The sequence below is a fragment of the Providencia sp. LY12 genome (assembly GCF_057621555.1).
The window spans coordinates 1,452,406-1,478,054 of record NZ_CM172594.1 but is presented as its reverse complement, the minus strand read 5'-3'; the positions used below and the strand labels follow the sequence as shown (position 1 = coordinate 1,478,054).

Annotated in this window: 25 protein-coding genes; 8 read left to right on the top strand and 17 right to left on the bottom strand. The window is 45.1% G+C overall.

Annotated features, from left to right (window positions below; genetic code table 11):
* The first annotated feature begins 128 nt into the window (after window positions 1-128).
* The 5 genes from ACY3ZI_RS06830 to infA all read left to right on the top strand — a co-directional run bounded on the left by ACY3ZI_RS06830 (window position 129) and on the right by infA (window position 6,723).
* Window positions 129-1,802, top strand: a complete 1,674-nt coding sequence (locus ACY3ZI_RS06830) for a DUF7057 domain-containing protein (protein WP_487376689.1) — start codon at window positions 129-131, stop codon at window positions 1,800-1,802.
* Window positions 1,803-2,122: 320 nt separating this feature from the next.
* Entirely contained in the window at window positions 2,123-3,889 is a 1,767-nt protein-coding gene (gene cydD / locus ACY3ZI_RS06825) for a heme ABC transporter permease/ATP-binding protein CydD (protein ID WP_211885027.1), read from the top strand.
* 2 nt (window positions 3,890-3,891) lie between these two features.
* Window positions 3,892-5,634, top strand: coding sequence for a heme ABC transporter ATP-binding protein/permease CydC (gene cydC / locus ACY3ZI_RS06820; RefSeq protein WP_211885026.1), 1,743 nt, complete (start codon window positions 3,892-3,894; stop codon window positions 5,632-5,634).
* Between the two features lie 8 nt (window positions 5,635-5,642).
* Window positions 5,643-6,365, top strand: a complete 723-nt coding sequence (gene aat, locus ACY3ZI_RS06815; RefSeq protein WP_211885025.1) for a leucyl/phenylalanyl-tRNA--protein transferase — start codon at window positions 5,643-5,645, stop codon at window positions 6,363-6,365.
* A 139-nt stretch (window positions 6,366-6,504) separates the two neighbouring features.
* Window positions 6,505-6,723 (top strand): translation initiation factor IF-1, encoded by a 219-nt coding sequence (infA, locus tag ACY3ZI_RS06810; RefSeq protein ID WP_004244560.1) that lies wholly within the window; start codon window positions 6,505-6,507, stop codon window positions 6,721-6,723.
* A 67-nt stretch (window positions 6,724-6,790) separates the two neighbouring features.
* Here infA and clpA read toward each other — a convergent pair whose 3' ends face one another.
* Window positions 6,791-9,076: an ATP-dependent Clp protease ATP-binding subunit ClpA gene (gene clpA, locus ACY3ZI_RS06805; RefSeq protein ID WP_487376675.1), complete on the bottom strand. Its 2,286-nt coding sequence runs from the start codon at window positions 9,074-9,076 to the stop codon at window positions 6,791-6,793.
* Window positions 9,077-9,107: 31 nt separating this feature from the next.
* The gene (gene clpS, locus ACY3ZI_RS06800; protein WP_036951847.1) at window positions 9,108-9,428 is read right to left on the bottom strand and encodes an ATP-dependent Clp protease adapter ClpS; all 321 of its coding nucleotides are present in this window, start codon (window positions 9,426-9,428) and stop codon (window positions 9,108-9,110) included.
* A 624-nt stretch (window positions 9,429-10,052) separates the two neighbouring features.
* Here clpS and ACY3ZI_RS06795 point away from each other — a divergent pair.
* On the top strand, window positions 10,053-10,334 hold the full coding sequence (locus ACY3ZI_RS06795; RefSeq protein WP_487376672.1) for a DinI-like family protein: 282 nt from the start codon (window positions 10,053-10,055) through the stop codon (window positions 10,332-10,334).
* 206 nt (window positions 10,335-10,540) lie between these two features.
* Entirely contained in the window at window positions 10,541-10,822 is a 282-nt protein-coding gene (locus tag ACY3ZI_RS06790) for a hypothetical protein (protein WP_487376670.1), read from the top strand.
* A 51-nt stretch (window positions 10,823-10,873) separates the two neighbouring features.
* Here ACY3ZI_RS06790 and ACY3ZI_RS06785 read toward each other — a convergent pair whose 3' ends face one another.
* The 6 genes from ACY3ZI_RS06785 to ACY3ZI_RS06760 all read right to left on the bottom strand — a co-directional run bounded on the left by ACY3ZI_RS06785 (window position 10,874) and on the right by ACY3ZI_RS06760 (window position 17,515).
* The gene (locus ACY3ZI_RS06785) at window positions 10,874-12,238 is read right to left on the bottom strand and encodes a tail fiber protein (RefSeq protein ID WP_487376668.1); all 1,365 of its coding nucleotides are present in this window, start codon (window positions 12,236-12,238) and stop codon (window positions 10,874-10,876) included.
* Window positions 12,239-12,488: 250 nt separating this feature from the next.
* Window positions 12,489-12,701 (bottom strand): hypothetical protein, encoded by a 213-nt coding sequence (locus ACY3ZI_RS06780; RefSeq protein WP_487376666.1) that lies wholly within the window; start codon window positions 12,699-12,701, stop codon window positions 12,489-12,491.
* Window positions 12,702-12,711: 10 nt separating this feature from the next.
* The gene (locus ACY3ZI_RS06775; protein ID WP_487376663.1) at window positions 12,712-15,426 is read right to left on the bottom strand and encodes a phage tail protein; all 2,715 of its coding nucleotides are present in this window, start codon (window positions 15,424-15,426) and stop codon (window positions 12,712-12,714) included.
* The gene (locus ACY3ZI_RS06770; RefSeq protein WP_487376661.1) at window positions 15,423-16,574 is read right to left on the bottom strand and encodes a baseplate assembly protein; all 1,152 of its coding nucleotides are present in this window, start codon (window positions 16,572-16,574) and stop codon (window positions 15,423-15,425) included. Before ACY3ZI_RS06770 ends, ACY3ZI_RS06775 begins: the two co-directional genes overlap by 4 nt.
* Window positions 16,571-16,903: a GPW/gp25 family protein gene (locus ACY3ZI_RS06765; protein ID WP_487376659.1), complete on the bottom strand. Its 333-nt coding sequence runs from the start codon at window positions 16,901-16,903 to the stop codon at window positions 16,571-16,573. Before ACY3ZI_RS06765 ends, ACY3ZI_RS06770 begins: the two co-directional genes overlap by 4 nt.
* A gap of 105 nt (window positions 16,904-17,008) precedes the next feature.
* On the bottom strand, window positions 17,009-17,515 hold the full coding sequence (locus ACY3ZI_RS06760) for a DUF4760 domain-containing protein (protein WP_260798050.1): 507 nt from the start codon (window positions 17,513-17,515) through the stop codon (window positions 17,009-17,011).
* A gap of 623 nt (window positions 17,516-18,138) precedes the next feature.
* Between ACY3ZI_RS06760 and ACY3ZI_RS06755 the strand changes: the two genes are divergently transcribed.
* Window positions 18,139-18,354 carry a hypothetical protein gene (locus tag ACY3ZI_RS06755; RefSeq protein WP_487376657.1) on the top strand — a complete coding sequence of 72 codons (216 nt, stop codon included), beginning with the start codon at window positions 18,139-18,141 and terminating at the stop codon, window positions 18,352-18,354.
* Between the two features lie 72 nt (window positions 18,355-18,426).
* On the opposite strand, the gene ACY3ZI_RS06750 is transcribed toward ACY3ZI_RS06755, so the two are convergent.
* The 9 genes from ACY3ZI_RS06750 to ACY3ZI_RS06710 form a co-directional block, all read right to left on the bottom strand.
* Window positions 18,427-19,047, bottom strand: a complete 621-nt coding sequence (locus ACY3ZI_RS06750) for a phage tail protein (protein ID WP_487376655.1) — start codon at window positions 19,045-19,047, stop codon at window positions 18,427-18,429.
* 10 nt (window positions 19,048-19,057) lie between these two features.
* A complete protein-coding gene (locus ACY3ZI_RS06745) occupies window positions 19,058-19,633 on the bottom strand; it encodes a phage baseplate assembly protein V (protein WP_487376653.1) in 576 nt (191 codons plus the stop codon).
* Window positions 19,634-20,803 carry a phage late control D family protein gene (locus ACY3ZI_RS06740; RefSeq protein WP_487376651.1) on the bottom strand — a complete coding sequence of 390 codons (1,170 nt, stop codon included), beginning with the start codon at window positions 20,801-20,803 and terminating at the stop codon, window positions 19,634-19,636.
* A 3-nt stretch (window positions 20,804-20,806) separates the two neighbouring features.
* Window positions 20,807-21,016: a tail protein X gene (locus ACY3ZI_RS06735; RefSeq protein WP_487376649.1), complete on the bottom strand. Its 210-nt coding sequence runs from the start codon at window positions 21,014-21,016 to the stop codon at window positions 20,807-20,809.
* On the bottom strand, window positions 21,016-22,911 hold the full coding sequence (locus tag ACY3ZI_RS06730) for a phage tail tape measure protein (protein ID WP_487376647.1): 1,896 nt from the start codon (window positions 22,909-22,911) through the stop codon (window positions 21,016-21,018). Before ACY3ZI_RS06730 ends, ACY3ZI_RS06735 begins: the two co-directional genes overlap by 1 nt.
* Window positions 22,912-23,077: 166 nt before the next feature.
* A complete protein-coding gene (locus tag ACY3ZI_RS06725; RefSeq protein ID WP_487376645.1) occupies window positions 23,078-23,428 on the bottom strand; it encodes a phage tail assembly protein in 351 nt (116 codons plus the stop codon).
* Window positions 23,418-23,933: a phage major tail tube protein gene (locus ACY3ZI_RS06720; RefSeq protein WP_487376643.1), complete on the bottom strand. Its 516-nt coding sequence runs from the start codon at window positions 23,931-23,933 to the stop codon at window positions 23,418-23,420. The genes ACY3ZI_RS06725 and ACY3ZI_RS06720 overlap by 11 nt, the downstream gene beginning before the upstream one ends.
* 9 nt (window positions 23,934-23,942) lie before the next feature.
* Entirely contained in the window at window positions 23,943-25,388 is a 1,446-nt protein-coding gene (locus ACY3ZI_RS06715) for a phage tail sheath family protein (protein ID WP_487376641.1), read from the bottom strand.
* A complete protein-coding gene (locus tag ACY3ZI_RS06710; protein WP_487376639.1) occupies window positions 25,385-25,642 on the bottom strand; it encodes a hypothetical protein in 258 nt (85 codons plus the stop codon). The genes ACY3ZI_RS06715 and ACY3ZI_RS06710 overlap by 4 nt, the downstream gene beginning before the upstream one ends.
* Window positions 25,643-25,649 lie beyond the last annotated feature (7 nt).

Genomic DNA, 25,649 nt, shown 5'->3' with positions numbered 1-25,649 from the left:
TTTTATTTATTCCTATTTTAAAAATAAAGCGCTATTCCATTCTGAATTAGGAGCAAGTTTATTTTCCTCTTTTTACCCCATGCCTATACTCAATTTTATTATCTTGTTCATTCAAATAAGGAAGTGACATGGAGCCACAAACGCAGAAAGAGCCTATCAATAAGCTGGCGTATTTCATTGTTATCTTGCTATCGGTTATTCAAGGAATTGTCATCACCGCCACTCTTGATTATTCCATAGAAATTCCATTAAGCCCTACATGGGCTTATTTACCCATGATGTTGGCTATTTTTGTTCCTTCGGTTATCAGCTTTCTTATTACCAATGCCAAACAAGCGGTGTTTTATCTCAATATTATCCTAACGATTGTGCTTGTTTTTTGGATCAATACTTGGCAAAGCCTCGATGTCGGCACTTCGAACAACAATGACGCATTCCTCTCGATTACGACGCTCACTGTCCTGATTTTTTTTATATTACCTTGGATGCAAAACCGTCAGGCTACAGGAACTTGGAAAGCTAATTACAGCTGCTTAGTTGGGCACTATTTCCGTAACACCTTATTTGGTCTTTTCGCCTGTGCCATTGGGGGCTTATTAGCCCTGATAGTCAAACAAGCCAGCTTTTTATTTGGCATTGTCAATCTGTCAACACTCAGCCAATTTCTTGGTCACTACATTGTCCTTTGGGTGGCCTTTTTAGTTGGTTTTAATACCAGCTTGCTCTTTTTGCGCTCCAAATTGGTGATGCAACTGAACAACATCGCCAAATATTTCTCGCAGTTTTTCCTACCCTTACTCAGTTTAATCGCTGTAATTTTCTTAGCAGGCTTGGTTGTTTCCATATTAACTGGTGTGCATTACACAGCTTCAGAGCTAGGTTCTGGCACCATGCTCTGCTTTGTGATTTTAAATATTATCTTTATTAATGCCCTTTATGGTGATGGCACAACCCAATTCCAATTTAAATCGATTATCAATGGCTTTGTACTGATCAGCATCGTCTTATTAAATGCATTTTCTGCACTTTCTCTGTACGGTATTTTCATTCGCGTTAGCCAATATAGCTGGAGTGTGAGTAGGCTATATGCATTTACTATTGCGCTATTTTTAGCCCTGATTATTTTAGCTTACAGCATCGCAATCATTATAAAACGACACCGCTGGGCATTCTCCCTCGGCGCTATCAATAAGGTCGCTATTCTTGGTTTAATCGCCACTATCTTAGTGATTAATAGCCCTATTGGTGATTTCCAACGTATTGCGGTCAACAGCATTATGGCGGCCGTTGAGAAAGGCAAAATTAAAATTAACTACGATTTGTCTTATGACTTAGAGAAGTTAGGAGTACGGGGAAAAGAGGCGTTAGCAAAATTGGAGCAAGATCCTGATACGAAAGCACAGCTCAAAGTTGGCACTTACTCTGATGTCCCTAAACCGCTTAAAGAGGTTCTTATCATCGCCAAAGGTAGCCAACCACTACCGCAAAGCTGGTTTGATATAGAAGATGAAATCCGAGATGCATGGAATTGCACCAATTATTATAGCAACTATGAATGTCTTGGATTTATGGCCGATGCAAACCACGATGGAACAAACGAAGTGGTGATGTGCTACTCCATGCCCGAGTCCCTTGATTATGAATGTACTATTTGGCAGTCCGTGGATAACACATGGAAATTAGTCGATACGCAAAGAGAGGTATTCGATGATATGCAATCCAAAAAAACAGCATGGGATAAGCTACTCAACAACCAGTTTATATTGAAACCAAAAACCTGGTTGCAAATTGTTCCTGAATAACACACAAAAATCCCCCAAAATTATTTCAACCTAAAATGTAGGTGGCTTAACAATTATAAATTAAGCCACCTTATTTTTTCTTTGTAATAACGGTAACATCCTCTGTTAGTTCAAATTTAATTATATTACGCCCATATAATTTACCTTTATAAAACATATCGATAACAAAAATTGTTCTATTCAAATAACTGGCTTTTATTATGTAACATATCTGATGGAAGCTGTTATGATAGGCAAAAATTCGGTGAGATTTGATGACAAAGTCAACTATCTTAACTGCACTCAATAACATGAAAACTACACCTGCTAACTAAATCATTATGGATAAATCAAGACAGACTGAATTGGTGCGTTGGTTAAAGCAACACAGCGCTCCTGCTAAGCGTTGGCTCCGAATTTCTATGCTATTAGGCATAGTCAGCGGTTTATTAATTATTGCGCAGGCTTGGTTCCTCGCTGTGATCCTTCAAGCCCTCATGATGGACCACATTCCACGAGAGCAACTCCTCACTGACTTTGCATTATTAATTAGTGTCTTTATTTTACGCGGTGTTGTTCACTATCTTCGTGAACGCGCGGGCTACCGATGTGGACAAGTTGTCAGGCAGCAAGTCCGCAGTATGGTATTAGATAAACTGCAAGAGTTAGGCCCTGTCTGGGTCAAGGGTAAGCCAGCAGGAAGCTGGGCAACGATTATTCTTGAGCAGATTGAAGACATGCAGGATTACTATTCTCGCTATCTACCACAAATGTATTTAGCCACCATCATCCCAATCATGATCTTGATTGCCATCTTCCCATTTAACTGGGCAGCTGCGCTGATTTTATTTGCAACCGCACCGTTAATTCCGATTTTCATGGCACTGGTAGGACTCGGTGCTGCCGATGCTAACCGCCGTAACTTCCTTGCCTTAAGCCGTTTGAGTGGTAGTTTCCTCGACCGTTTACGAGGATTAGACACCCTACGCTTATTTTTCCGTGGCAAAGCTGAAGTCTCCCAGATTCGTGAATCCACCGAAGACTTCCGTTCTCGCACCATGGAAGTGCTGCGTATGGCATTTTTATCGTCGGGAGTCTTGGAGTTTTTCGCATCAATCTCCATTGCGGTTGTCGCCGTTTATTTCGGATTTTCGTATCTTGGAGAGTTAAGTTTCGGCAGTTATGGCCTGCCAGTCACATTATTTGCAGGTTTCCTTGCGCTGATTTTATCCCCAGAATTTTTCCAGCCGCTGCGCGACCTAGGCACTTACTATCATGCAAAAGCCCAAGCAGTAGGCGCCGCGGAATCTCTGGTGACCTTACTCGAAAGTCAAGGTGACGAACAATTACCACAAGGCGATAAGGTAATTGATGAACAACCTATTCGCATTGAAGCCAAGCAGCTGGAAGTTCTCTCCCATGATGGCACTATCCTGGCGGGTCCTCTCGATTTCACCATTGAGCCGCAACAACGCATCGCCTTAGTAGGTCAAAGTGGTGCGGGTAAAAGCTCCCTATTAAACTTATTACTTGGCTTCTTGCCTTACCGTGGTTCCATCACTATTAATGGCAATGAGCTCAATCAATTATGCCCTGAACAGTGGCGTGCTTTGGTCGGCTGGGTTGGGCAAAACCCACATTTACCTGAACAAACATTGCAGGAAAATATTTGCCTAGGGAAGCCAAATGCGACTGAGTCAGAAATTCAGTCTGCGATCGAAAAAGCCTATGTCGCGGAATTTCTACCAAACTTACCGGATGGCTTAAATACTCGCTTAGGTGATTTCGCCGCACGTCTTTCTGTTGGGCAAGCCCAGCGTGTCGCTGTCGCTCGTGTACTCTTAAAACCCTCTCGCTTGTTGCTATTAGATGAACCAGCAGCCAGCTTAGATGCTCACAGCGAACAGCGTGTGATGGAAACATTGAATCAATTATCTGAGCAGCAAACCACGTTATTAGTGACCCATTTACTTGAAGAAACCATCGATTATGACCAAATTTGGGTCATGTCTAACGGAAAAATTATCCAGCGTGGTGATTACCAACAACTGAGCCAGTCTGAAGGTGCTTTTGCCCAGTTACTCGCTCATCGCCAAGAGGAGCTTTGAAAATGAAAGTGTTACTCCCCTTCTTAGCCCTCTATCGCCGTCATTGGTTTTTGATTTCCTTAGGGATTATTCTGGCAATTGTCACGCTGCTTTCCAGTATTGGCCTCCTCACGTTATCGGGATGGTTCTTAGCCGGTGCGGCTATCGTCGGTGCGCCGGGGATCTTTTTCTTTAACTATATGTTGCCTGCGGCTGGGGTTCGTGGTGCGGCTATTTTCCGTACCGCAGGACGCTACGCCGAGCGCTTAGTCAGCCACGATGCGACATTTAAAGTGTTAGCACATCTGCGCGTGTTCGCCTTCAGTAAGGTGTTACCGCTCTCTCCGGGTGGGATCAGCCGTTTCCGCCAAGGAGATCTATTAAACCGACTGGTTGCGGATGTCGAAACCCTAGACCACCTTTACTTACGTGTTCTCTCGCCGATTGTCAGTGCTTTCTTTGTCACGTTTGTCCTGATCATTGGTTTAAGTTTCCTTGATCCTCGCCTTGCATGGACATTAGGTGGCGTTATGCTGTTCCTGCTGTTTACGATGCCATTTGTATTTTATCGTGCAGGTAAACCGATTGGACGCGAACTGACTGAACTGCGCGGAAATTACCGCACAGTATTAACTTCAGCATTGCAAGGTCAAGCCGAATTAGCCTTGTTTGGCGCGACTGCGCGTTTTCGTCAAAATTTATCAAACATCGAAAACTCATGGCAAGGTCGCCAGCAGCAACAAGCGGCACTGACAGGTTTATCTCAAGCCATCATTCTGTGTGCATCAGGACTAACCGCGACCTTGCTTTTATGGATGGCAGCTGAACATGTTGGCGGAAATACACAACCCGGTGCGCTGATTGCCTTATTTGTTTTCTGTGCATTAGCCTCGTTTGAAGCCTTAGGGCCTGTTGCCGTCGCATTCCAACATATGGGGCAAGTGATCGCATCAGCCACCCGCGTCTCTCAGTTAATGCATGCAAAACCGGAAGTGAATTTTGTCAGCCAAGGCACTACGCTCGATTCTCTTGAGAGCCTGACCATCGATAACGTCACGTTCACTTATCCAGAACAGCCTTTCGCCGTATTGAAAAATGTCTCCTTATCGATTAAACAAGGCCAACACATTGCATTATTAGGGAAAACGGGCTGCGGTAAATCAACTCTGCTGCAATTGCTCACCCGCGCTTGGGATGTGGACAGTGGCGTGATATCAATTAATGGTCAGCCAATTCAAGCTTACAGCGAAGAATCGCTACGGGGCGTAATGTCCGTAGTTCCTCAGCGCGTTCATGTGTTCAGCGATACCCTTCGCAACAATTTATTATTAGCCAACGAACAAGCCTCAGATGAGCAACTTTGCGATGTACTCACCCAAGTGGGCTTAGATAATTTGTTGGATAATCAGCTAAAATTAAACGCCTGGATGGGTGAAGGCGGTCGCCAATTATCAGGAGGAGAGCAGCGCCGCTTAGGTATCGCTCGCGCCCTTCTGCACAATACGCCGCTGGTATTAATGGATGAGCCAACAGAAGGGTTAGATGCCCATACTGAGCAGCAAATTCTTAGCTTACTCAAACAAAAATGTGCTGACAAAACGCTACTGGTGATCACCCATCGTATGCAAGGTTTAGAACAAATGGATACCATTTGTGTGATGGATAATGGCGAAATTATTGAGCAAGGCTCACACCCACAATTGTTAGCTGAGCAAGGTCGTTATTATCAATTCCGTCAACGTCATTTGGTTCAGCAAACTCGCTGAGGTGCACCATGTACCAATTAGACGATGATTCATACCTGTTCCCGCCCGTGTCTGAAGCGATGCGGGAACCTAATGGGTTACTGGCGATCGGCGGTGATTTATCATCTCGACGCTTACAAGCGGCTTACTATGATGGTATTTTCCCGTGGTTTAACCCCGGTGAAGTCCCATTGTGGTGGTCCCCTGATCCGCGAGCAGTCTTGAAAGTGGGCGACCTGCATATCAGCCGTTCCATGATCAAAACATTAAAAAAATCCCCTTATCGCATTACCATAAATCATGCGTTCAAAGAGGTGATAGCGGCTTGTGCAGTACGCAAGGAAGGCACGTGGATCCTACCCTCTGTGCAAGCGGGCTATCTCGCACTACACCAAGAGGGACACGCCCACTCTATTGAGGCTTGGCATGGTGATCAGCTGGTGGGGGGCTTGTATGGCGTGAACATGGGGCACCTGTTTTGTGGGGAGTCAATGTTCAGTAGAATGAATGATGCGTCCAAATGTGCTTTTATTACATTCTATTTTCATTTTTTGCGCTATAATGGGCAACTTTTTGATTGTCAGGTACTTAACCACCACACCGCTTCACTTGGCGCGACGGAGATCTCCCGCAGGGATTTTCTGCATATTCTTTATCGGTGGCGTGACCTGCGGATTGACCCAGCATGCTGGTTACCACAGTCAATTGATTTACCTCAATCATTTGAAAAATCACCACTTTTTAAGCGATAGAAAGTGGCAATACAGTAATTTTATCCCCAACTATTTTAAAGAAAGATCGCTTTAAAATGCGACACTTCTTTACTTAGTGTGGGTTTTTGGGCATTATCTTGCCCGTAAAAAATCACGGTTATTAGACTTAGAGGATTAGATGGCCAAAGAAGATAATATTGAAATGCAGGGAACGGTTTTGGATACCCTGCCAAATACAATGTTCCGCGTTGAACTGGAAAACGGTCACGTCGTGACTGCGCACATCTCTGGTAAAATGCGTAAAAACTACATCCGCATTCTGACAGGCGACAAGGTAACTGTAGAGTTAACTCCTTACGACCTGAGCAAAGGCCGCATCATTTTCCGTAGCCGCTGATTTTCGATTTTCAGGCAAGGCCTGACAAGACCACAGGTGCCTAAGACACCTGTGGTACTAGCTATTGTCAGATTACAGCATCCTCTGGAGAGGCCTTGTGTACGCTACTGAAGCTGTATGTCAGTGTGTGACTCTTTTCATCAAGCCCGATACTCACCGAGCCACCATTCATTAATGAACCAAACAGGAGTTCATTCGCTAATGGTTTCTTCAGGTTATCCTGAATGACACGCGCCATAGGTCGGGCACCCATTGCTTTGTCATACCCTTTCTCACACAACCAACGACGAGCTGCTTGGCTGACCTCAATCGAGACACCCTTCTCATCCAACTGAGCTTGCAGCTCAACAATGAATTTATCCACCACTTGCGTGATGATATCCATCGACAGCGCATTAAACCAAATAATGCCATCAAGACGGTTACGGAATTCCGGTGAAAATGTCTTTTTAATTTCAGACATCGCATCCGTACTATTATCTTGCTCTGCAAAGCCTATCGAACGGCGCTGGGTTTCTTGTACCCCTGCGTTGGTAGTCATGACCACAATCACATTACGGAAATCCGCTTTACGTCCGTTATTATCCGTCAACGTACCGTGATCCATCACTTGCAGAAGAATGTTAAACACATCAGGGTGCGCTTTTTCAATTTCGTCCAATAACACGACGGAATGCGGATGCTTAATGACGGCATCGGTCAGTAAACCACCTTGGTCAAAACCAACATATCCCGGAGGAGCACCAATCAGTCGGCTAACTGTATGGCGTTCCATATATTCGGACATATCAAAGCGTAGCAGTTTCACATCCAATGCTTTTGCCAGCTGCACGGTGACTTCCGTTTTACCCACACCAGTTGGTCCTGCAAACAAGAATGAGCCGACAGGCTTATGATCTAACCCTAAGCCTGCGCGATTCATTTTAATCGCCTCAGACAGCGCCTCAATCGCTTTATCTTGTCCAAAGACTAACATCTTCAGGCGTGAGTCTAAGGTTCTCAAACGGTCTTTATCGCTCGAGGAAACCGTTTTTTCTGGAATACGCGCAATACGCGCCACCACAGTTTCGATTTCAGGTACACCGATGGTTTTCTTGCGCTTGCTTGGCGCCACTAAACGGGTTCTAGCTCCCGCTTCATCGATAACATCAATGGCTTTATCCGGCAGATGACGATCGGTAATGTATTTCACCGATAAATCTACTGCCGCCTGAATCGCTTTCGCGGTGTAGCGCACATCATGGTGAGACTCATATTTCGGTTTCAATCCATTAATGATACGCACGGTTTCTTCAGGGGTAGGCTCCACAATATCAATTTTTTGGAAGCGTCGAGCCAGCGCTCTATCTTTCTCAAAGATATTGCTGAATTCTTGATAGGTAGTAGAGCCAATCACCCGGATACGCCCACTTGATAACAGCGGCTTAATCAAGTTTGCAGCGTCTACCTGTCCACCCGATGCCGCACCGGCACCGATAATCGTATGAATTTCATCGATAAACAAAATGCTTTTCGGGTCTTTTTCCAACATTTTCAGCAGCGCTTTAAAACGTTTTTCAAAATCACCGCGATATTTAGTACCTGCCAACAATGAGCCGATATCCAGTGAGTAGATTGTGCAATCTTTCATCACTTCAGGCACATCATTTTGCTCAATACGCCATGCTAAGCCCTCGGCGATCGCCGTTTTACCTACGCCGGATTCCCCAACCAATAATGGGTTATTTTTACGGCGACGGCATAACACTTGAATGGTACGCTCTAATTCAGCCTGACGTCCCACCAGCGGGTCGATATTCCCTTTCTTAGCCTGTTGGTTCAGATTGGTGGTGAAGTTGTCCATATGGTCTTCTGAGACCGGTTGCTCTTCATTTGGTGGGGTATTGTTTGCGGCATCATCCTCCGATGAAGAAGAATCTTCACCTTTAATGGTACCGTGGGAAATATAATTAACGACATCAAGGCGGCTAACATCATGCTTACGTAATAAATAAGCCGCCTGGGATTCTTGTTCGCTAAAAATTGCCACTAGCACATTCGCACCAGTCACTTCGCTGCGTCCTGATGATTGAACATGAAAAACAGCACGTTGCAGTACGCGCTGGAAACTCAAAGTCGGTTGAGTGTCTCGTGTATCATTCTCAGGTAATAGCGGCGTAGTTTGGGCAATAAAATGTTCGAGTTCTTGTCTCAGGGCAACCAAGTCGACCTTACAAGCCTCTAAAGCTTCACGCGCAGAGATATTGCTCAATAATGCCAGCAATAGGTGCTCCACAGTCATAAATTCATGGCGATTGTCTTTCGCTCTGGTAAAAGCAACATTTAGACTAAGCTCCAATTCTTGATTGAGCATAAGCACCTCCCAAAATTGATATTAAGACTCTTCAGACTTTCTCTATAGTACACAATAAAGGATATTCATGTTCCCTTGCAAAAGCATTGACTTGAGCGGCTTTTGTTTCTGCAACTTCAGCAGTATAGACACCGCAAATACCTTTACCTTGAAAATGTACATCTAACATTATCTGTGTAGCGCGTTCTTCATCAAAAGAAAAGTATTTTTGTAACACCTCAACAACAAAATCCATCGGAGTATAATCATCATTATTTAACAATACTTTATACATCGATGGTGGTTGCAGCGTCTTTTCAACTTCATCTTTAAAAATTGTGTCAGTTTTAAATGTGCCCAGAAAATCACTCATTACTTTCGTGCTCAGTCGTGTTGCTCAGTGTGGAAATTCAATTTAAGCATAGCCTTTATTATCAATGATATCTATTCACTAAATAGCAATTCAATAAAGCTAAGCCATTAAAAATACTTTGTCTTCATTTTGGTACTGAATTCTCAATTTATCCCAGTGTACCATGGGCTGATAACTAACTTACAGCATCTAAATTTTGTGATATACGTCAAAAAATTTAAAATTTCACGAAAAACGCTCATCGGATTATTTTCAGTTTATTCAAAAAGCCAAAATCCGACTCTTGACCAAATATCCCTATTCAATACAGTATGAAATGCGAGCGATTAACTTCGTATTTATACCTAGTTTGCATGTGTATTTTATTCATGCGCTTAATAATAACTTAACCCATTGATTAATAATTATTTAAATGGCATTAACCCTTAGTTTTATGTCATTTTCAACTATCATTTAACCTCTTGATTTAACGATATTCTTTAAATGGTTTTGGGGAAGTCATTTTCTTAGCCATAAGATAAATTTCACCTTATTTCTTGACCTCCACTAACACTTTACTGTATATAATTACAGTTATTATTTACCTGTTTTTATATACAGTATTTTATGTAAGGAGGATGCACGATGGTTACGATTAAAGTTCGCTTCGCTGCGAGTATGAAAGGCAAGTTACCCATGGGAACTTTCGACGCGCTGAGAAATGAGATCACAAAAAGATTGAGCCCTAAATATCCAGATCTCAATATCGATATAAGTTGGGGTTCTCAGGCTAATGTGTCTATTGATGGTCTTGGAAAGAATGAAAAGAAAACCTACATTGAAGAAACACTGGAAGAAATATGGAATGATGGGGACTGGATGCCTGAAATGAAAGAAACTGAAGAGGTAGAATATTTCGATAAGTGATCTGAATGCGCCAACAACTCGAGCTGGCGCAGTTTTTCAGTTACTTCTTTCGCTACACATTTAACTTCAATTTCTAGGCTGAACTGAAAACTCAACCAGAACAATGAATTGACAATTCCTAAAATAACTCAAGTTTTGTAACACTTATTTTCTTTGCTTCATATTCATGAACCCCTATCATTTCCGTTTTACTAAGGAGATTTTTCATGAACAAATTAGGACTGTTAATCACATTGCTTGTAGTATCCACATCCACATTTGCTGAATGTGATTTCAAAAAAGCGGCTCGGAATAAAGTACTCGATCAAAAAATTGGGATTTCCGGTAATTGTGATACTCAAAAAGCCGCCAAAACTCAGGCTACGAATAAAATTGATGAGACATTAGATATTGACTCAAAAAAAATCAAAAATGAAAGCTTAGAAAAGAAAGAACATATTGAAAAAAAAGCCAATACGACAAAAAAAGTGATTGATGTTGTCAAGTGATCATTAGGAGCTAGTTTTATACTAGCTCCACGTGAGTGGGTAAATAATAATTTACCCCTTTCCTTCAAGTACTTTAATCCTCCCCGCCAGTTCTTTTATCACTGTGATTAGCGTCCCTTTAGATATTCCATTCACCGGATCGGCTTCCATCAAAATTTCTCCTGCAGCATCGCCGATGCCGATATTTCCCCTAGCAGCTTTCTGAGCGACCTCACCCTTTTCTTTTATTTCAGACAGCACATTATCTATCTGAAAATAAGGAATAGTCTCTACCACGGCCTTAATGGTAATCGTCCGCGTAGATTTAATGCCCGACAACGCCCCCTCGACCGTTAGCACGCAACTCCCTGCAGATAGAGCCATCACAAGCCCATCACTGGAGAAAACCGCAATCGCCGGATCGCTGCTGCTGTATAACAAGGTTTCCGTGTGATTTTGGGGTGCAACTGTCACGACAGATTGGTATTCCTCTCCAGCAAACAAAGCCGGCACCGCAGCCAAAGAGAGCGATGTTAAATAGCGCTGACTAACCACGGGAATTGTACTCACTAGCCCTGTTGAAAGGGATGCCACAATACTCGCGGTGCCTGAGCCAACTAATTTAACTAATCCCGAGGAGGTTACTGTGCAGACCGACTCATCCGTCGTTCGATAACTCACAGGGTATTGTGCCGCCATGTTTTCTGGCAGTACAGTGGCTTTTAATTGGGTCTGCGTACTCACTTTTCCGGTTATCGAACCTGGCGCTATTATTAGGTTTGTCGGTCCCGCAGCACCTTCGGTTGCACTGGCTAAATCCGTTTTAATAATAAACATTACCGCAATATTTTTAGGTCGCGTTTCATCCGCAGTGCGGGTCATTGATGCGCTATCAAATGAGACTTGCTTCCCCCAGTCATCCCCGCCACCATTTTTATAGTTAGTGTTCCAAGTCGCCCCCGCCTTAAACACCCCTGAAAAAGTTCCACGCCAACGGTTTGCTACCGGAAATCCCCCAGTAATACGCTGCATGGCATCTTCCTGGACTGAACCCAATAACCTTGTAGAATCCGGATCTACTGCCGAGCCATGCGCCCACCCTCGAGGAAAACGTCCCCGAAAGTCGGGTAACTTTCCATCTGGGTATAATTTGGTGAGTTCAGGGTTTTCTTTTGTATCAAATCGCTGCCCGTTTAGTTCGAGCCAGCCTTCAGGGAGCACCTCTGACAACCACATCATAATAGAGCCCACGGGCACCAGATACGGCTTCATATCAATAACCGCTTGGGCTATTCGGTTTTTTAAGTATTGTGTACGATTTGCGAGCTGTTTCGCCTGAACATTCGAAATTCCATCAGAACCACCGACCACGCGATCGGTTTTTTCTATCTGGTAAATTCCCTCTTCCCAGACTTCTTCTTCAATTAAATTTGTCATAAATATCCTGTGTCGTTCGGCGTAAATAGAACGAAGGTAATTAAAAAATCCAAATACAATATTCATAATTGTAAATTGAAATATATTTCTACGTTTATCTACTTTTTTTTACATCATTGATAACGTGTCATCATGATAAATGAGATAAATTAAACGACGATAACCAACAGCAATGACATAGCACACGCCTATATAGCTTAGGCTTAGCTCAACCCCCATACAAACGGTCTCACATGGGGTTGAGCCTTTTTTATATGTGTGGCTTAAATTCTTCCTCCGACTCTGGTACACCATACAAGCTCAAGATCGCCGAAAATAATGAATCGGACACATTCGGTGAGCAAATATCTCCTTCATTAATTAGCAATATTCCCCGCTGTGCCAGTTGGGTTAAGAATGCAATAAAATGCTCGTCCGTCTGCTGGTAATCAATCCGTTCCTTCAGTTCAGTCAGTGTTTTCATATCAATCTTGTTACCTCCATCCGATTGGGATTTGACTGTAATCGTTCAGAGCTATGCAGTTTTTGAATGCATCCACGCGCCAAGCGATATTTGCCGAAGACAGCTTCGGGTGCCGATCAATGAATGGCATAGCCTCGCCGGTCAAACTCCGGCAATCGGCAAACATAGACTGACATTGACTCAACTTAGGGAGGAATTCCTCCGTCAAAATATCACTGACAGACGATCTGAGGGCGCTACAGCCATTGAATACACCTTCCATATTTTCTACACCGAGATTGGTTGCAAATAATCCCACTGGAATGACAGTTAACGCTTCGCATTCGGAAAAAGCACGGTTAAAACCAGTGACTTTGGTCTGATACCTGAAAAGCGAGTCCGGCAAGATGGACAAGGAGGTGCAGCGCTGGAAAACACCTCCGAAGTAGATAACCGCTGTGTTATACCTGAACAGGTCTGCTGGGATTACGGTCAGTAAGCGGTTATCTAAAAACGCGCCTACAAAATTAGTAACCGAAGGGCTGTCCGAGAAAATACCCTCCGGAATGGATGTCAGAGATGAGCAACCGGCGAAAACATTACTGTAAGTTGTCACCCGGCTCTTCCCGGAAAATAACGCAGGCGGCATCGCTGTCAGTGATGAGCAACCACCAAATGTATAGTTGAATGTTGTCACCAGCGGGCTGGCCTGAAACAGCTTTTCAGGAACAGCGGTGAGTGTGCGGCAAGTACGAAACACATAACTATAATCAAGAACATTGATGCAGTCTCGGAATAGGGATTCCGGCAATGCGGTAAGTGATGAGCAGCCCTGAAAGGCATACGCAAAAGTTGTCGCGGAACGGCAACCAGCGAAAAGATCTTCGGGTAGTGCTTTCAGTGATGAACACTCGTAAAATACATAGTTAAACGCAGTGGCTTTCTCCATACCAGCGAAAACACCGTCCGGCAGTGTAGTGAGCGATGAGCAGCCGTGAAAGGCCTGTAAAAACGTTGTCACTAGGTGACTTGCCTGAAACAGTTTTTTCGGGATAGTGGTAAGCGATGTGCAATCTTTGAATGCCAGCGCGTACGTATTTACCCCTATGCAGTCACTGAAAAGCCCTTCCGGCAGTGTGGTGAGTGATGAGCAGCCCTGAAAGGCATTCGAAAATGTTGTCACGGAATGGCAATCAGCAAACAGATTTTCGGGCAGCACCCTCAGTGATGAACACTCATAAAATACGAAGTCGCCCATGGTGGCTTTTTCCATACCAGCGAAAAGCCCGTCCGGCAGTGTAGTCAGTGATGAGCAGCCGCGAAAGGTATTCGAAAATGTTGTCACGGAACGGCAATCTGCAAATAAGCCGGCGGGCAGCGATTTCAGTGACGAGCAGCTCTGAAACAGATAACTGACGTTTGACAGCCTGCTCATACCGGCAAAAATACCGTCCGGCAATGTGGTGAGTGAGGAGCAATTGTAAAATGCACGCTCTGCACTGGCGATATTCGGGCAGTCATCAAAAACCCCCTTATGAAGCGTTGTCAACCACTTTTGACCTTCACACCAGGTAAGTCTCCCCTGCTTACTCACTACTTTAACAAGCTCAAGCAGTTGCGCGCGCATATCAATATTGGCGGCCGAATGAAAATGCACCTCCCTGGCATTGCGGATAGTTATTTTAAATGGGGTGTTTAACGGCAAATCGCGCGAAGAGTACATCGGTTTATACCCACCACTTTGAACGCCCAACCTGAAATCCTGACACGCTTCCCCGTCATCGAATTCCAGCCAGATGTCGGACGGATCGTCATTACCACTAACATGACACAAGGTCTGACTTTGCTTCGTCAGTCTGATGATAGCGGTGGTGTAAGGCCCCTCTATCTGGGCAAAGACCGGATCGGATGTGAGGTGTATAGCTTGATTAAGCGGATCCAATATGTCAGTTGTCGCAGTTATCGCCCATCCTCCAGGCGGTAATACCCAATCAGCAGTAAAATACCCCTGATTATCCGCCAATGTTTGTAGGGTTTCCGTTTTTCCATTCGCCTTTATCGCAGTAAGCGTTACCCATGTCGCTTTTAGTGACGACTGCCAATTCGTCATAATCTGTCCGGATAGCCGCGCAGTTGAATCGCCTACTCCCCCACTTTGACTGTCAATACTCAGCATTAAACTGGCCTTATATAACGGTAAAAATTGATCTAAATGGCAACGAGCCGGCGCTATCAATAATAACGTCGCCCGTAATGCTCGCTCCTCTTCCGCGCTTAATCGAGGTCCTAAAATAATGTCATAAATCGCCCACGCATTCTCCTGACCGTAGGTATAGACGCCGTCATGCTCCCCTGTTCCGTCATAATGTAAATTCCCAATCCCTTCAATCAGTTCAATTTCACCATAACCCAATACACGCATCACTTCACGAATAGACCAGGGCGTTCCTTTATATCGATGTAATTCAAGTGCCCCTTGTAATAGCTCCTGCTTTGTTTCATTGTCATCAGCTTGCCCCCACACAGGTTCATCTATAAGCGAAAACTGCCCGGCTAATGTTGAAAGCATCGGTTCAGTCATACTGCCAATGCGTGACCAGAGCGTTATTAAAGGGATCACGTCGTTGACAACAATGAGCTCTTTATCGAGTGACTCTGCGGTGGCTTGAATGGCTTTATCTTGACGGAGACTATCAGGAAGAATGTCAATAAATTTCGTGGTATTAAGTGGTTTACCTTGTGTCATGATTTACTGTCCTCGATGCCACCAAACGTCACGCGAGCCGTATTATTGATAAATTGAGCAACTTCACCACGCATCAACGCTTGATAAGGCAATCCCGTTATTTCCACACGCCACGCCCCCGCAGCACGACAACGCTCAATCAAAGCATCAGGGTTAATATTTCGACCTATCACACTCGTTTGCCACCCCTCATAGTCTATGACAGCGGATTTTATGGCCGCCTGTATCGCTGGAAAGTAACCTTCTTGGTTCTGAGTAATAAACCATTTAAGTTGATAATCTCGACTCACGGCAATAGGCGGATCCACCCGCACAGTGTCACAAAGCGGCCGAGTCTTTTCTGCATTTAACACGTCACGAACCGCGCGTATTTCCTTACTGTTGGCCGTAGGAATAGTGCCCCCAACCAATAAAATGCGCAGTTGAACAACACCAGGTTCAGGTGAATAAACCGCTACATCAGCAATGTGTGTCGACGTTGAACGGGCCCAATATTCGTAAGCCAATATCGGTCCAGCTACGCTAAAGCTTTCGGGAGCAAGCGCAATCCGTAAACGATAAGGCTCATCTTGCTCTTGCTCAGCACCCCCTGTTGCTTCTGTCGTATTCACCACTTTAGTGATGTAGGGAAGCGGGTCGACAAGCCTATTCAATTGTCCAGCGACAAATGCATTCCCTGATAACCCCGGGGTCAAACTCACTGCAGTCACTTGAATCGCTGTTGTCCCTGCGAGTATTGTGGCTAAGCTGTTGGTCTCAAAATAAATGGCGCCATCCGAGGTGACTCGAGTCCCTTTCGGTACAGCGACATTAAAATTAAGCGGTGCATCCAAGGAAAATTGCAGTTCGGTTTGAGCGGCGATAGCTTCGGTGCGATAACTCCCCACCAGTGCGCCAATATGATCAAGAAAATACCCCTTCGCATAGCGTAATAAGTTCATTTTTCCCGCATGGTTAATTTGCACTTTTTGTTGTGAAATCACCGCTGCCAAAGTGGATAAAAACAAACGAACCGGATCGCCTGGGTATAACACCGTGTTAGCGAGCCTTTCATAAAGTTGAATGATATTTTCTTCCGTTTTCCCGGTATCGGTATCCACAAATTCCACGTCAGGCAATAACGCAAATAAATCGCTAATTGAATTCACAGTAAGACTCCAGGCTTGATTTGTATACTGACAATAGGCCGTAACTCACCCTCACGGGTATTCTCTGTAGTTTGTTCGAAGGACACCGCAACCACTTTCACGCGCGGCTCTTGCTTTTCAATTTCAGCGACAAGATGAGCGCGGTAACGTGATATTGCAGCCGGTGTCGGTTGGTCAATAAGACGGCTATCCACGCCAAAATGCCGATCGAGAAAAACACTGCCCCGAGTTGTGGCCAGAATAGTGCGGACATTTTGATAGATTTCGTCTATGCCTATTGCCCCGATCTGGATTTCAGATAAGGGTTCACCACCAATGAGAAGTGTCATAGTGCTTTCCGTAAGTTAAACAAGGAGGTGTGTTATTGCAGAAAAGGGAACTGAATTTGAATGTGATAAAATTCAGGCAATAAAAAACCCACCGGAGTGGGTGGGCTATTTGAATCTAGCTTTGAGTGGTTTACTTTTCCAACTTTTAACTAACCATTCGAACTCTTGATAATAGGTGTTTGTTTTTTCGTTCTCTCGCACTGAGTCGATAAATGGTTTCGCCTGTGCATATAATCTTAACGCTGAGTTATACGTGGCCTTTTTAAGCATTCTATCATCATATATTCCCTCTTGAATGCCTATAGCTATCCTTTCATAATGATTTAAAACATACCTTATATGCCTGCACTCATCTGTATCAATCTTTTCCCTACAAGCAAAATGTCTCATATTTTTATCTGGAGAGTTGTGCAACTCCGAAAGGCACTTATTTCCATCCAGTAACTGTTTATCTGTTCTGCTGACAAACAAAAAATCAGCAGTCTGTTTTTTTCTTGCTACAACTCTCATCGTCCAAACAGAGGCTACAGCAACAAGAATACCCACAAAAAGACCTACTGTTTTTGTCACCTCAGATGTCATTAGATAAACAAACCAATTATCACCTTCCATGAATATCTCCATATAAAAACGGGAGGTATAAACCTCCCGCAGTATGTTTTATTGTTTCTTGGATCTTATTTAGAATCCGTCAAACTCGTCACGAATGTAATTAATCATAAAACCTCCTGGCCAACATGATTAGCTATAGAGTTATTATGCAGGCGCTTAAATATGGTAAGCGCTATAACAAGTTTGGACGTGTTTCTTGCACCAACACACCATAACTATACTGCATCGCTCGAAAGCTGAAAGGCATATACTCAGAACAATCACGAACTGTCATATGCCTTGTGGTAATAATATGAGGGTTAACACGCCTATGTCAACGTCAGATCTACTTTATATTTATTAATTGTCGTGAATAGCACAATTAACACAACGGCAAATACAATATGTAGTGGCGGATTATAAAACAAGACACTACTCATAATGTTAATCTTATTTCACATTAATTATACACCAATAACTACTATCAATAAATAACGTTATAATTAATAGATAACCCACCAAAATACTGTATACATAGACAATGATGCCTACCTCCGTGTCTATGGCATTTCTATTATTCCTTCATTTAGCTTTCATGGTGTAAACTTGTCTACTCACATGAAACAATCTATGTAAAAGAAAATATGAAATACACATTATTACTACTGACATCAATCCTCATGGTTGGGTGCCAAGGAAAGAGCTATTCAGAATTAACGCCAGCAGAAAAGGCGGAAGTCAGAGCCATGCATGATAAAAATGCCAAAGCATCTAGAAAATGTAACCGAATCGAAAACCAATCTAAACGTACTGATTGCTTTCTTGATAGAGACGATGAAGATTTCAACCGAATCTATTAGCCTAAAATATCAGCCCCCTTCCCCGTAGGGCATCCATGCCCTATCTTTTATTTTTCAGAGATAGAGAAGCCTTTATGAGATTATCATCTTAGTGACAGGGTCAATTTTAGGTGCGGGGGTTAATGTACGTTTTTGGATTGGCTCTGAGGCACCCGGTAAACGTGCCGGTCCCCCCTTGCCTGTTTCATTACGCCGAATATCATCTTGTCGGGTCTTTTGCTGCGCTTGGGTCGGTAAAATCTCAATATACTCCACTAAGTTAACTTCACCGATTAACACTAAGGGTTTCCCTGTCGCGGAAGTATGCACCCATTCATCAGACACCGAACGTAACGTATATTGACCGAAAGAACGTGATCCCATCATTAAAATGTGGGGTACACCCTCGGATTTCATTTGCCGTAAACGTTCGATCTCTTGGTGCGGTGACACCCCTAGACTGGCATTAAACACCATGGTTAAATCCAGCGTATCTAGCGACTCCCCCATAAATTCGCTAATCGGCTTCCCCCCTGCCACTTCATGATCCGCAAAGATGGCCTCACTTTGTCGCTCAAAAGACTCAAACGTTCGCACTTGTGAAGGACTGACCTGAAACACAATGTCACCCAATGAACCCAGTTGAATAAGTTGACTGAAAACATCCCCTGCCAATTGAAGGGCCGTGACATTCAAGCTATCAGAACGTGCCATTTCCTGTCCCTTAGTGTTTATGGTGGTTAGAGTTGCCGCCCTCATCAAGGATACTCCCCGTAGCGCTAATATCCCCATCCACATCCACATTACCTTTCACCTGACCTTTAATTTCTAAGCTTCCTTCAATCACAACTTGCCCGTTCAGGGTAATGACCGGTGCCGTCACTTGCACGGATCCAGTGGCGCTAACGACCGCTTTCTCAACCCCCTCAAGCACCAATGTATTCGTGCTTCTGTCAACATAGAGTCGGGCCCCTTGCGTCATTAACCAGTCAATCACACGATCTTGATGACTGTCTGAAGGCGGCATATTTTGCTGACTATACACACTGCCAACCACAAATCCCGTTTCATCCCCTGAGGGTAAAAACAGACACACCACCTGTTCACCAATATCAGGAAGCCCGCCACAATCTTTATCGCGCCCCGTACGACGAAAAATGACACGTAAATCATGCGAGACCACATTGTCGAGATCGGGAAACTGGACACGGACGGTTTTCTGGCCATTGTTCGTGGAAACGACATGTCCCACACGCACAATATCCGTCAAATAATGTAACTGCTCATTCAAACTATTCATTTAATACCCCATAACCCCGCGTAAACTCACGTCAGACCGCAAGCCGTCACTTTTGCTCCAACTGTGTGAAACTTCATCAATCACATAACTTGCCGCATCCCAACGCCCAAAGTCGCGCACCGCCGTCACCATACCCGCTCGTAACGCTAAGTTCCCCATCAGCGACAAAGAACCGGTGAGCTCACGACGATTTTGATTGCGAAGCAGGGATTTCGCCAACACCTCGGCTTCAGCTAATGAGCTACATCGACGATGCACATTAAGCACTTTCCCTACCGAGGGTAAAGGGATCCCTTCATCCTTTTGTTTTTGGGCTTTATGAGGTGCTTGTGCAGGGATCAGCATTTTTGTCACAGGGTCAATTTGGACGACCGATATCGCGCCCGATCCACTCACCGTTTCGCACTCTATCGTGCCCGATCGTCCTTCTGGCGTGTATTGGTAGGTGAGTAACTTCTGACTTTTTGTGTCGAGGTATTTAACCTGACAGGCGGTATAAATATCACTGCTGCTGGCGCGAAACTGATAAAATAGCATCCCGTCATAATTTTTTTGCAGCGTGAGGGCGATAGGTTGCTTATCGTATAGACTGTCTTGATAAACAATCAATTTACGGTGAGATAACCGAACTTGCAGCCCAGCATACTCAGCGACTTTCAATATAAAGGCTAAATCTGACTGTTTTTTTTGGTCGAAACGGTCAAATATCGGATCATAATCACTGTCAAAATAGACAGTAAACCCGTGCTTTTTAGCCAGTTGCTGAACAATTTCAGATAATCGAATATTTTCCCAAGCCCGTGTTTGAACATCGCCGCGAATTTTCGAGGTCACGCCCACGGATAATGCGCCAATGGCAAACAGTGAAGGCGGTCCACTGTCGGTGACGTCATCAATTTCAAACTGACCACAATCGAGCGTGAAGCTATCACCAGGCTGGTACCAGTTTTCCACAAGGAGTTTTGCCGTTAATGTGGCGCCGCGCGCCGGAAACCACCCATGACTCCACAGCTGAGGGACATTTTGAAACGTGATATTGAGTTCATCAGATTCACCGTGTTTAGCGCGCTCAATGAAACTGAAAGCCACAATGTGGTTAGAGACATCCTCACTAATATCCACACCGTTATAGGTCACCAATAACCGGCTTCGCCGGACAAGTTCTAACATACACTACTCCTTGAGCCACGGTGGTATCGGTAATGAAGACTTCCCTGCAGGCGTGGCGGGAATAGTCAATGTCAGCCCTGCCGGGAAAAATAACAGATGCAAATAGTCAGGATTCGCCTCTTGCAAAAGGTACGCCAATGTTTCGCAGCCATAAATGTCTAGTGCTAACACATCCCACGTATCCCCCTGTACAGTTTGATAAGTCCATTGCATCAAAACACCCCTTTGCGCTGTTGTTGATACATAAATTCGCCCATCATGCGCTTAAACTCCCCCATTTTAGACTCCAGTGCGGAAGAGATTTTATCGGCAACGGCCTGTGGATTATCCGCACCTGTCACGGTAATTTGCGGTGAAAATGCCGGGAATGTGATGTTATTGGGTGCCATTGAGGCGCCTGACATCGAGGCTAATGCGGTACGGTCTTCTGTCATGCCCAACTCTGCCGCTGCTTGGCCGACTAAAGCACGACCACGTGCGGGCCGGGTTAAAGGGATCACCATCTCACGCCCTGCCTCGCCGATTTGGGCGATTTGTGGTCGATTGACGATCCCGCCATTGGCATAGGCAGGTAAAGACACATCCGGTACCACCGTTTCACTGCCACCGGTGATCCAATCCGGTAACCAACCGGTCACGCTATCAACAATACTGCCTTTTATTTTGTTCCAATAATTGAGCAAACCATCAGCAAAGGAACCGATAAATTTAGCCCCCTCTTCCCCCAGATCCACGCCAGTGAAATATTTAATTACCCCGTTAATGGCTTTCGCGATGAGCGTCAGCGGGTTGAATTTTTTGATAACCTCCATGATGCCATTAAGAAATCCACCATCAAAGGCCTGAACGATCTCATCAATAGCGCCAGTAAAATAGGTATTGACCCCGTTCCAGAGGTATTTGATATCGGCGACCACCTCATCCCAATGGGTGTACAGCAAATACCCCGCAGCGATCAATCCTGCAATCGCTGCAACAACCAACCCTATAGGGTTTGCCAATAACGCAGCACCGAATTTCCAGATGACCGGGATGGCGGTTTTAAGCGCACCGACCACCCCGCCTACACCTTTGACAAGACCAACCAGCCAGCCGGCAAACTGCAGGCCTTTAAGAACAACAAATGCGCCTGCAATCAATTTCAAGATACGCTGCCAACCACCCATGGATTGAGCAATGCCATCCACATATGCCCAGCCAGTACGAATGTCACTGATCAATATGGGTAAATATTCTTTGAGTTTTTTAATTGCCTCACTAACCTTGTTAATCACCCCATCAATTTTTGCGCCAATGAGCCCGCGATTGGCTTTTATCCACGCATTCACCTCATGAACAACGGGCAATAACACGGGTAACAATTTACGTCCAAGTGTCGAAGCAATACCCGCGGCTGCATTTTGGGCATAGCTCAACCCATCCGCAAACTCCCCGGCTATCACGGCATCAGCATCATTGAACACCAAACCCAGCGCCACTCCCTCACGCTGCATTTCAGTGAGGGCTCGGCTCCCTTTCTCGAGGACGGGCACCATATTCGCGCCGGATTTTCCCATCAAGGCCATGGCTAAATCCGCTTTATAGATCCCCTCCGGCATACTAGCAAACACGTCAGACAATTCGCGCATCATCTGTTCGCTGGACTTCAACTTTCCACTGCTGTCACGAATACCAATACCCGCGCGACGAAATGCCAATTGTGCCGATGCAGATCCTTGTGCTGCAAGCGCCAGGGTTTTATTGAGGCTTTTAAAGCCATCGTTCATCTGCTCTTGAGAGACGCCAACACTACCCGCCGCATACTGCCATTGGCTTAACGTCCCTTGATTAATCCCTAATTGTGATGAAAGCTTATTCAATTCAGCTCCGGCTGCCGCGGCATTTTTGGCTAGCATCAAAAAGCCCACGCCGCCGCCCCCAAGAGCACCACCGGTCAATGCGGCTGAAATGCTAACAATTTTTTTGCTGATCCCGCCAACTTGAGCCTGTACCTGACTTGCCGCCTTACCAATGTTGCTAATGGATGCCGTGGCTTTCTTTGTGGCCGTGGATAAGCTGCCATCCATTTTTCCAGACAGCTTCCACGCCAACTCCAACATACGAGACATGGTTATTTTTTCTCCTTAGGTTGGATTTTTTTCCACACCACTGCCGATGCGTGACACCAGTGATTAATATTACGAAGGGGTAATGCCATGAAAAAAGAGAGGTCGGTGTAGGAGAAGCGGGAGAGCATCAGTGCGGTCACCCGCAGCTCATCAACCGAGGTCAGCGCTAACTGAGCAAAAAACCCTGTACCAATAACGTCACCTTACTGGCATCTTTAATGGAAAGTTGCAGCAAATAATTGCGGTTGATGCGTGCTGCACGTGCAGCCACCGCAAGCAAAAAAGGCTTACACAACTCATGCGCGGTATTAATTTCAACCCCCTCTGAACGGACTTGCATTTCTGCTGCTTCCAGGTCTTCTCCGGTTAACTCCCCGAGACGAAGCTCCAGCGTCGTGTATTTTGTGCCATCAATGATCAGCGGCTTAGACAGCGTCACCACTTCAAGATCATTCACTTTCACGTCTTTCTTTTCAGTTGTTGTCTTTTTCGTTTTCATCGGTTTCTCACATGCCAATCGCGTCACGCGCTTCTTGTAATAAGTCTTCACCATCAACCACATAAATCATGTTGTATTTATCAATTTCCATGATCACCTCGCTGCCAAACACCTCTTTGAAATAGGTCACTTCAAATTCCAAGGTACGGTCTTGTGTTTCCCCCATCGCAAGCTTGCCCGGTGTCAGGTTTTTCGGCGTTGCACGGGTAATAAATTTATGCTGAACAGTGCCGTATTTCCCCGTCGACGGATCTTGAGTTTGTACGGCAGCCCACAATTCAATGTGGTGTGCTTGCTGCTTTTGGATCTTTTTAAAATCCGAGGTTACGGTACGAAAATTCAAGGTCATACTCATTCCCTGAAAAAGCCCTTTCACCGGACTATCAACCGTGCCCGCAATACCTGCCCCTTTGATCTCGGTCGTAATCGCTTGAACTTCAGGTAAATCCGCTTGTACTGTACCCAGTAAGGCGTACCCGTCTAGATACACCTGATAAATGACTGTCGCTTCTGTGTGTGACATACCGCCTCCTTAGCTAAACAACGTTGAAAGGTAATCAGGGTCATACTCTAACTTGAAGTGAATTTGCTCTGCCGGTGATGCGGTACCCAGGTACACATGAAAAACGGATAAGCCGTCCATCAAATCCGTGAGGCCGTTTTCATCCGCATTAAATTCAATTCGCCCACCAAGGATGTAGCCATTCGCGGTCATGGTGTTGAGTGTGATTTGCTCGCTGTTCACAATGGTTTGAACCCGTCGACGTGTCATGGCACCATCCACTTTTTGCCACCATGTGAGTGTCAGGTTATTACCGTACCAACCAAATAAGCGACGATTAGTCAGAAAATTATCTTTAATGTCTGTCACATCCGGAAAACAGGCGGTGCGGTTGCCCCATAACTTCCAACCCCCAACAAAATTGAGTGCCGTGGCAATCCCATTGGCATTGAGATAATTAGCCTGATCTAATGTGAGCCAAACATCTCCGTTCCCCGCCGTCATTCCCTGCATCTGCAGCCGTTTATTGGATGGGCTAACATACGGAACATCGTCATTATCTGCATCGGTCTGTGCAATCAACCCCGCCACCTGCGTGGCCATGCGCATCACTTTTCCGTTGAACACCACGCGAGGCCAACACAAATACAAATCTTCTTGCTGCAGATTATTTTTATTTTTGTACTCGGGCACTTGTCGATAGTCGGTGAGGTTGTTAATGGGCAAATCAGCCAGTGCCACTGCGCGAAATACCCCATTCAAGGTACTGGCTTTCATTGCCATGATGGCGGCAACGGAGGGATCATCACTGAACCCCGGTGCGAGAATGAGCCCGGGAACAAGACGATATTGCGGAAACACTTGATCCAACAGCTGTAAACCCGTGACCGCGCCTGTTTGACTGTCCACGCCACCGATAGCGTCAGAAGCTGTGACTAACTCTGGTTTTGCGTAGCTGTAACTTACCCTTAATGTCAGTGCGTTTGCGAGTTTCCCCTCACTTGAGAGCAAAATTTGCCCACGCATCGCATCAACGCTATAGTCAATGCCTTCTTTAGCCTCTTCAATACCTTCCGCGATCACGCAATCAACCGTGATCACATCGACATAGCTCAATTGCCCCACGCCTGCCACGACATTGACCGATTCATCCAAAACAGCGGCTTTGTGTTTTGACGGATCAAACAGATTGATAAATAACATCGGTGCAGTAGCATACAAGATAAAACCTGCATAAGCCGCTTCAGATAACCCCCATCGCTCAAAGTCATCCTCCGGGGTACACCCCAATGTCGCCACGGCTTCGGCATAGGTATAACACAGGGCGATATCCCCTTTTTTTGCTGCCGTCATTGACTGACCCAAACGATGGATGGGTGCGCACCCGACCACCACCGAAATCGCGGCACTGACTTTTCGTGTTGGTACCAACGATGTCGGTTTTTGTGTTGTTTTAACCCCATGAAAAAATGTCATACATTCCCCTTATTCAATGAAGAAACCCATGCGCTCGCTTTCCGATAACAGCCTGAAAGAAAACACCCGCCATCGAGGATGTCACGTCGTGCTTTCGCTACCTGCTCAGACGAAACAAACAACGGCGCCAAAAAGGGATATCGCTCAATACAAGATTGAAGTTCGCGCGGTAATGCGCCGCGAAATATCGTCCCAGGTAAGAGTGAAAATTGCGTGGTCGCCACACGTGGCCCCACATAAATACGCTGTGTCATAAAGTGA